This window comes from Acinetobacter lwoffii, from assembly GCF_015602705.1.
GTDB lineage: Bacteria > Pseudomonadota > Gammaproteobacteria > Pseudomonadales > Moraxellaceae > Acinetobacter > Acinetobacter lwoffii_E.
The window spans coordinates 123248-132392 of record NZ_CP059081.1; the positions used below are offsets into that span (position 1 = coordinate 123248).

The window sequence follows — 9145 nt, forward strand, 5'->3', positions numbered from 1 at the left end:
TGAGGTTGGGCAGGGTTTTATCTTTTCTGATAACTTATTGGGTACCGATTCACAACTTATTCATCATATTCTGAAAATATTTCTTCAATTTCATTGTGCTGCGGCAATTTATGCTTTTTATTCACTTCGAATTGTAAACTAATACTGCAAATTCTTGTTTAAATGATCATTAAATTTTGTGCTAACTTGGACAGACATTATTTGGCTAGTGGGACAAACAGTTATTGCTCTTTAAGATGATTAATTTTACCACTCACGCTTGGAAGTCTATATTAAATCATTACAGGAATGACTGGTAAACCACGAATAAGAATGCGTGGCAAACTTATCCAATAATTTGCATTAAAGATGAGAAACTATCATCAGATACATCAGTAACTTGAATACCCCAAGTGCTTTTGCATCTTTATCCTTGAAGCAGAACTTAATTCGCCTTTCATTTTCAGTCAGGCTGAAGTTTTCTGCCCGTAATGTTAAATCCTGTAATGTCTTTTTGAGCTCTGTTTTGCTCTGCTGAGAGAGTTCTAAATGAAGATATTTTTTGGGAAATAAGCTATGAATAAAAGAAAGAAGTTTCTTCAGTTGCCGTTTTTCATTGAGTTCAAAAATTAACTGGGCTGAATTGGGCTGAGCTTTTTCAAGATAAATTGAGTAGATTGTATGAAGCTGTTTTTTGTATTTACTTTGTACATTTGCATAACGCTCCTGAACATGTTGAATGACCTTTTTTTCCTCCTGATTGGTTGGCAACATGGTGACCAATGCATTCGGAGTTTTCCTTAAAAAATCTGTGGTAAATAACCTCGATGATTTTTTTTGGTTTACACAGGAGGTTTTCAAATGCTGGGCTTTAGCACGTAATTTTTGCGCGATTTGCAAAGGAATAGTTTCAGGTAACATAAGGTCTTGTTCTTTTTCTACTGCAAGAATGTGATGCAATAATTCAAAAGTCATCTCTGAGTCATGAGCTCCTAGCATCAGTGAATCAGGCGATTTCTGTTGACCTAGTTGAAATTGATGATCATGTTGCCTGTAACGGTCTTTAGTGAGTTGATGAAATAAAAACTGTTTGATCGCCCGCTGCTGAACAGGATATTTAATGGCATCATCATGTTTCAGAATGTTAAAATAGGCTTCTTTAGGAAGCGGGCTGTGCATTTGATTCAGCTGGTAGCTAATTGCTAGATGCATTAAATGCAGATAGCTTGAACAGGTCGTGTCAGGGGTTAGGTGCCCGGCAAAATGAGAAAGTGCATACCAGGTTTGCTGAGTATTTCTGTTTCGCAACAATGCATAACGGATACGTAATTGCTCATGTGGGCTATAGTCAGTAAATGCATCTGAAAGTGTTGAGTTTTTTAAAATCAGGTAAAGATGATTAAATGCAGAATGGCGCAGACTATGGTAAGTAAAATTGTGTTCTCCAAAAACTGGCTGGATCAATTGTTTCAATAGGGAATTCACTTCATTTTCATGAGTTTCTTCTAAGGACTGTTTTAAAAACAGCGGGTGTGCAACTGATTTTCCTTGTTCTTTTAGCAGACGTTTTCTATTCTGACTGTATGTTTTAAATGCATGTAATTCGTCGGCTTTAAGTAGATGATGCAGGGGAATCTTGCGGTAAGCTGAGTAGCTTTTTTGATTTTTATTGCGATTGTTGCGAATGGTGAGTATCACAGCATCTTCACTAATAAATAGATCACGTACGAAGATATTCAATGTTTCATTGATCCGTAGTCCGACTCTGAATCCTAGAATAAAAATCAGTTTAAATATATTTTTATCCTGAATCGAAATATCTTGAGTATTTTCGAGCTGCTCTAGCATGTGGTGAAAAATATGGGGCGAGATCAATGCGGTTCTGCAGATTTTTACCTGGATTAAATTATCTAGATCGATAGTGGGTGCGTTAAAGAATAAGGTCTGTTTGTGATGAAACTCCTGTAGACGTTTTTGTAAAGTCGCTCTAGTTGTTTCTTTCTTTAATAAAAGCATTTCTCCATACAGATCTTCAAAATCAGCATCTGAAAATGATGAAATATCTTTGTCTTGCGTTGCCTGCAGCCAATGGACTGCAAACTGTGAAAACATGGTCTTCAGAGAACTTTGCTTGAGCGGCTGAAAATCTGCACGTATAAGCTTGCGCTTAAATCGTTGCTGCTGCTGAATAATATGATTGAGAAGGTCCAGTTGAGGTTCCGTTAATTTTGAGCGTAGAATGCTCCACAGCAGCAAACGTTCCAAGGCTGAAGATTGTTCTCTGGCATATAATTCTATGAGTTGATCGCTATAGTTTTTTGCACGAATAGCTTGACGTATTTCTACTAAAATATCGGCAACATCTAATGCAATAGTGACTTTAGACTGGTCTTGAGGGTTTTCATAAACTTCCTGAATCGTATGGGTAGGCGTGGGTTCAGGCTGAATAAAATAAGCTGCTAATTGTTTTTCGAGAGGACTGGAACTGTAAATTTCATTTTTTAAGATACAAATGGACATTTGATCCAGTCCACTGTTTTTTAGGAACTGTGTGTAGTAAAAACCATATTTTAACAGGTCTTTATAACGTACCTTTTCCTCAGGAAAGCATTCGATGATGCAAGTGTTGATCACTTGTTCTGCGTCATCAATATCTGAAAATAAATCAAATTTTTGATGTTTTAGTCTGTAGATCCAGCATTTCACAATATCGTTTAACACAAACGTTTTTGTATAGCTCACTGAAAAATTCAGGTTATTTATACGCTGATTACCGAAATGCCGGTTCGGGATCTCAAGTGAAACAATATGATTTAGGTTTGAAAAGCTTTGAAATTTCTTTGTTTTTAAAATGATTTTTAAAAACTTTTGTAGTTCGTTCTCATTATAAATGCCATTAAATAATATTGTGCTGATCAAACAAAAAGCGAGGGATTGAGTTGGACTGAAGTCATTATGTTCTGTCCAGTGAGCAATCAAATTTTTGGCAAATTGAGTCACCCTTTTACCATGTTTTAAAGTCTCAATATTTTGTTGGGGTGGGGGGCTTTCATGACGAACAGGTGTTGCAGGAATAGGGTAGTTTTGATTTGATAAACGATTAAAACGCTTGATATATTTCGCGAATTCTAAGCGTGCCATTTTATGACTACGAGTATTAGATTTGTACTTTTCCAAAAGTTGATTATCGACTTGTCTATATACATCGGAATAGTTTTCAGGTGTAAGCTCTAGGCATTTCTCACTAAATAATTTAAGAAGAAATTCCTTATTTTTTATAAGTTTTTTTTGTCGTTTTAGGGAGTGTGGATGTCTGCTCATTTAATCATGATCCCGTTGAATGTCGACATACTTTTAAGCTCTAATATTTCAATTAGCTTATCTTGTGCTGTTCTGATTTGATCGTAATCAGTCGCCTGAAAAGCTGAATAGCGGTCAAACAGTCCCTGCATTGCTTCGTCATGACCAAAGATGCCTTTAACTACATCTTCATTGCAGTCTTGTGCAAAAAAATAACGAGCAAAGTGGCGGGTCCAATTGCGCTGAAGGGCTATTTCTGTACAGTATTTTTGAATATCAGAAAGTTCTAAATTTCGGATATATCCTTGTGGATCGTAAAATAATAGAAAGGGGCGTTCACCCTCGAAGACCTCATGGATTGCTTGTACTTGTTCATTGGACAGATAGGCTTTTGTGAGGTAGAGAAAGTGTTTTAAATATTTTAGGTAATGCTGTATTTCATCACGAAGATAATCGTTAAACGGTAGATATCGTCCAATGGTGCCCGAATAACGCTGCTCTTTATCTGCAACAGCCATCAATTGATTGTCGAGGTCAATATAATCTAGATTGGGCGGGAAGGACTCACTTGGTCGTGCTGACGTTATCAGCATGCAAATATGCCATAGCCAGATTGAATAATATTTTAAAGTCTCAAAAGGATTCGGATGTTCCCTCACTCGTTGGTCAAGCTGGTGAAAAAATGATTTAACAAATGGTAGATTAGGTGTCTGCTGACTACCAAAAGAATGCGGGTTACTGAATTCTTCAAGATATTCAGTTTCCAGCTGAGGAACAGTCAAAGTTAGAATTTGAGTATAAATATTAATAATATCCACGATTTGTGTTGAAGAGTAATGGCATGGAATATAGTGCTGAACACTTTCTCCATTAAGCAATTTGCTTTCCAGTTCATACTCAAGTTCATTCAATGCAATATCACTGAGTAAGCGCGGAAGATTTTGTGTTGTTAACTGGAAGGTCAGCCCTTTATTAATTTTTTGTAAATACTCCTGTATCTTGGAATCAATCTCAACACCATCCATTTTTTTCAACTGACTTAGATTTTCCAGATAATATTGAGGCAGAGGAATCGTAAAAGAATTCACGGTATTCAACCGATGTTTTCTTAAAACAAAATCCTTGAATTTAGAGACTTCAAAGCTTTGCTTAAAGAAACATTTTTGGGGTTGCAGTGATACTTCTTTGTTTTTTGTACTGACTCGTAAATTTTTTTGAAATACCGGCAGATCTTTATAATGAGTAAGACTGAGGACTGAAAATAAAAGCAGGGTATGAATTGGAGAATTTTCTGCCTGTTCTAATAAAATTTGCATAATGTACTGTGCGGTAGGCAAATCGAAGACCCGAGGATTCGGCTTGCTCATTAGCTCATTCTTGTTTTGATGCAGAATTTGATTTTTGAGATTATTGATCTGAGCTGTGATAGAACATTGCTCTAGTGAGTTAAATTCAAAATTATGATCTTCAACTTTTTCTATAGTTTTATCTTCGCGTGGTTGTTTAGCTGTACCTTGTTCAAAATGAGTCTGATACGTTTGTTCATCATCGAGAGATATTCTTGATATCTTTTGAACATCAGTTTGAGGAGCTTCTTTGGCACCTGAACTGCTTTGGCGATTTCGTTTTAAACGTTCAGACTGAGTAAAGACATATTGATAGATGACACGTAGATTTGCCAGCTGGCCAATTTGTTTTTCATCTAAATTTGGTGTGGAGCGGTTAAGTAACTCTCTATTCTCTGTTTCAGCTTTATTTAAAAACTTAAGAAGATCCTCCAACTCAATAGGGAGAGGTGGTAATAAGTTATAAAGCCAATGGTATTCCTGTTTTTTGCTGGCTAAACGAAAACGTCTACAGAGGTTAGCTACAGTGGCTGCATGTTCTTTGCTATCAAGCAATTCAATACATCGAGTATTAAAAATGGCCCATTTCAGGGCATTAGCTTGATATGCTGAAGGCGTATTAATGACTGCAATAAGATAATGAACGAGAGGATATTCACTGATTGATTGTTCTACAAGTTTTTGATTTATAATATTGTTAAGTTCAATAATTTTAGTAGGTTTAATGAACTCATTGAGTTTGATAGAATCCTGATAATTTTCCAGCTTTGCTTCTGCTAGTGTTTGATAGAATTCTCGAAACGGCTCAAGCTTTAATTCTTGAGTATCTTCTAAGTAACTATATCCGTTCATGATGATATTCCAGCCAGAATTTTTTCTAATGAAAGTGGACCAGCATAATTTGAAATAGGACTTACTGGACTTTTGGATTTAGACAGCCCTGATAATTCTCGTAGATGATTGATAGTTAGAACTTCCTGACCGAAAACTTCCTGAAGATGTGCGGCTAAGTATTGTTCATTTAGCCAATGTGCGATGATATCTAAGCCATGAATTGAGTGATGTAATCCGGAACATAGTAATGCCTTTACTTCGCTTAAAGCCATGATGGTGAATTCGTAGGAATTATTTTTTTCATAAGCTCTAAACGTAAATTCAGTTTTATACTTATTGTAAAAATAAGCATAGATCCAGCTGAAATGACTACTAAAAAAATAGTGATCAGCTTTGTCTGTTGTCAGAAGAGGAATTTCGATATTCTGTTTAAAAGTTAAATTCAAGTGATAGTTTTGCTGTTTCTCATTAAGCTGAAAAAATAGAGCAATCCAGATTTGGTAGGCATGCATACATTTTGGATAACACATTAATTGTAAGTTTTTTGAAGATACACGATGACTTTTAATAGCTTTTTTTTTATAGACATATGCTGATGTCTCCCCATATTTATGCCAAGTGGCTGAAAAATAAGCTATAATATTCACGTATTTTTTATAGGAGAGTCAAGGGTTGCGCACCCTATATTGTGTTATTAAATTGTAAATTTCACTATATATAGTGTTTTTAATCTTTTTAGGGCTTTGTTGCACAAACCTATCTGTAAAGGCTTTTTCAGCGATATAATTTTCAAATGAAGAAGCCCACACAGAAAATCTACCGCACAACCAATTGGCCCGCATATAACCGAGCACTCATGAGTCGCGGAAATATTGCCATTTGGTTTGATCCTGCTACGCAATGGTATGCGCCATCAAAAGGCAAACAAGGGCGAAATCAAATCTACTCCGACGCAGCTATCCAATGCTGCTTAATGATTAAATCCTTATTCCGTCTGTCTTTACGTATGGTTACTGGCTTTGTGCAAAGTCTGATTAAACTTTGCGGATGAGCAGCCCCGAATATCAGTGATATTCTTACACCACGCTTTGTAGAAGACAAAAGCATATTGATATTGTAATCAGCTACCAAAAAAGTAGCGATGGGCTGCATCTACTCATGGACTCTTCAGGCATGAAGTTGCTAGATGAGGGCGAATGGAAACGCAAGAAACATGGACCTGAATTTCGTCGCCAATGGCGTAAATTACATATTGGTATAGATGCTAAAACCCTGCAAATACGAGCAGTTTAGCTTACAACCAATAATGTCAGTGATTCACAGGTGCTTGGTGATTTACTTAATCAGATTCCACAAGATGAGCGGATTGATTCTGTTTATACCGATGGAGCTTATGACACCAAGCAATGCCGTCAGGTCATTGCAGATCGGCAAGCGCATGCGGTGATTCCACCTAGAAAAAATGCGAAACCATGGAAAGATACAAAGAGTAGCTCGCTAGAGCGAAACGAATGACTTCGAACAGTTACACGTTTAGGCAGGACACTATGGAAAAAATGGTCAGGCTATCATCGGCGAAGTTTGGTTGAAACTAAGATGCACTGCATTAAATTATTAGGAGATAAACTCAGCGCAAGGAGTTTTGATAGCCAAGTGAATGAGATCCATGCACGTGTAGCAGTCCTTAACAGATTTACGGAATTAGGTCGACCACTTACCCAAGTTACGCCTTAAATTTGACTCAATTAGGGGCGCTTTGCATTTCAAATCTTTGTGCAACAAAGCCACCTTAATAACGGATTTGTTTAACGCCAGCATACTTTTTGAAACACCACCCAACTTGGGGTGGTGTTTCAAAAAGTATGCTGAAAAAAACAATATGGCTTTTGATAAAATAGAGGTATGAAAATAACGCTACAAATCAAATGTCCTACCTGTCTAAGTAACAATATAAAGAGAAATGGCATCAAAGTAGATGGGAAACAAAACCATCAATGCAAAGATTGCAAACGTCAGTTTATTGGTGCTCATGCATTAAGCTATCAAGGGTGTAACTCAGGTATTACCGGCAAGATATTACATTTAATGATCAGAGGAAGCGGTGTAAGAGATATTGCTGAAGTCGAGCGTATCAGCATTGGTAAGGTATTACGAACCTTAAGTGAATCGATCTATCAGATTCAGCCTAAACAAAGCCACTACGAATGTCTTGAAGTCGATGAACTTTGGACTTTTGTAGGGAATAAGAAAAATAAACAATGGCTTATTTATGCCTACCATCGAGAATCTGGAGAAATTGTTGCTTATGTTTGGGGTAAGCGGGATTTAGCAACGGTTCAACGTCTTAAAGCTAGACTTAAAAAGCTTGGGGTTCAATATGCTCGAATTGCGAGTGATCATTGGGATAGTTTTATTACAGCATTTCAATGTTGCAAGCAAGTGATCGGTAAGTTTTTTACCGTCGGTATTGAAGGTAACAATTGTAGAATTCGTCATCGAATCAGGCGTGGATTTAGGAGAAGTTGCAACTTTTCTAAAAAGCTCGAAAATCATTTTAAAGCCTTTGATTTGACTTTCTTTTACCTTAATAACGGATTTGTTTAACGCCAGCATACTTTTTGAGACACCACCAGCAATTTTAATTAAGAAATGCGAAATAAAGCACGCAATTGTATATGAGCTGTAACATTAGATCTCTTTCATAAATCAAAAAACGACCTTCTTTTTGGTTAATATTTGCACTCCGGATTTCTTGGCATTCGTGCATAATCTGCGGATGAAATACATCGATTCAAACAAGCTTTCTGATCCTCAGTTCAAGCGATACACAGGCATCTCATGGTCAACTTTCTATTTGATGGTTGAGCAATTGCAGAAGCATGTCTCTGCCAAAGGCAGACCGCCCAAGTTAAGCCTGGAGGATCAGGTTCTGCTCTGTCTGAGCTATTGGCGGGAATACCGAACCTTATTTCACGTTGCGACGAGTTACGGGGTTTCAGAGCCCACAGCCTCAAGAATTGTCCGTCATGTTGAAGACTGCCTGATTCGGTCCAATCTGTTTAATTTACCCAAAGATTTACCCGAGGGCGAAGGCATCGACTGGAATGTTGTGATCGTGGATGCCACGGAAATTCCAATCCAAAGACCTAAAAAAACAGAAGAAAAGCTATAGCGGCAAGAAAAAGACCTATACCTTTAAAGTACAGGCCATGATTCACTACAAAACTCAGCAAATTATGAGTTTATGTACCAGTCGCGGTGCAGTGCATGATTTCGAGTTGTTCAAACGCAATTTAAACCAGATTCCTTTTGGGGCTTTTATCCTTGCAGATAAAGGCTATCAGGGGATTTATGTGTTGTATCCGAATAGCCTGTTGCCATTAAAAGCCAAAAGACACTGTAAATTGGATCCTGAATTGAAAATCTATAATCAAGAAATCAATAAAAGAAGAATCGGAATTGAGCATGTATTTGGCAGCCTGAAAACCTTCAAAATTCTTGCTGAGCGTTATCGAAATAGAGGTAAAAGGCTTGGTTTGAGATTCAATTTAATCGCTGGAATCTACAACTTGGAGCTGAGTAAAAAATGATTTATGAAAGACATCTATTAATATTGTATATTAATTAACTAATCTAGGATGGTTTTTTGTCTGCGCTAAATAAATTTGGTCATGTAAAGCATAAAT

At 36.9% G+C, this 9145-nt stretch carries 6 protein-coding genes and 1 pseudogene; 4 read left to right on the plus strand and 3 right to left on the minus strand.

Features of this window, described 5'->3' with window-relative positions; all coding sequences use genetic code 11:
* Nucleotides 1–342: 342 nt before the first annotated feature.
* The 3 genes from H0S56_RS00545 to H0S56_RS00555 are packed head-to-tail and all read right to left on the minus strand — an operon-like array spanning nucleotide 343 to nucleotide 6106.
* Complete coding sequence (locus H0S56_RS00545) at nucleotides 343–3300, minus strand: site-specific integrase (RefSeq protein ID WP_025468541.1); 2958 nt, start codon at nucleotides 3298–3300, stop codon at nucleotides 343–345.
* Nucleotides 3297–5477 (minus strand): hypothetical protein, encoded by a 2181-nt coding sequence (locus H0S56_RS00550; protein ID WP_005249577.1) that lies wholly within the window; start codon nucleotides 5475–5477, stop codon nucleotides 3297–3299. The genes H0S56_RS00545 and H0S56_RS00550 overlap by 4 nt, the downstream gene beginning before the upstream one ends.
* Nucleotides 5474–6106 (minus strand): hypothetical protein, encoded by a 633-nt coding sequence (locus H0S56_RS00555; protein ID WP_227518639.1) that lies wholly within the window; start codon nucleotides 6104–6106, stop codon nucleotides 5474–5476. The genes H0S56_RS00550 and H0S56_RS00555 overlap by 4 nt, the downstream gene beginning before the upstream one ends.
* Nucleotides 6107–6252: 146 nt before the next feature.
* On the opposite strand from H0S56_RS00555, the pseudogene H0S56_RS00560 reads away from it, so the two are divergent.
* From H0S56_RS00560 to H0S56_RS00575, 4 genes and pseudogenes are all read left to right on the plus strand, one after another.
* A pseudogene (locus H0S56_RS00560) lies at nucleotides 6253–7193 on the plus strand (IS5 family transposase).
* A 168-nt stretch (nucleotides 7194–7361) separates the two neighbouring features.
* On the plus strand, nucleotides 7362–8063 hold the full coding sequence (locus H0S56_RS00565; protein ID WP_005401920.1) for an IS1 family transposase: 702 nt from the start codon (nucleotides 7362–7364) through the stop codon (nucleotides 8061–8063).
* Between the two features lie 172 nt (nucleotides 8064–8235).
* Entirely contained in the window at nucleotides 8236–8631 is a 396-nt protein-coding gene (locus H0S56_RS00570) for a transposase family protein (RefSeq protein WP_008306679.1), read from the plus strand.
* Complete coding sequence (locus H0S56_RS00575) at nucleotides 8579–9049, plus strand: IS5/IS1182 family transposase (RefSeq protein ID WP_017482311.1); 471 nt, start codon at nucleotides 8579–8581, stop codon at nucleotides 9047–9049. The genes H0S56_RS00570 and H0S56_RS00575 overlap by 53 nt, the downstream gene beginning before the upstream one ends.
* Nucleotides 9050–9145: the final 96 nt, after the last annotated feature.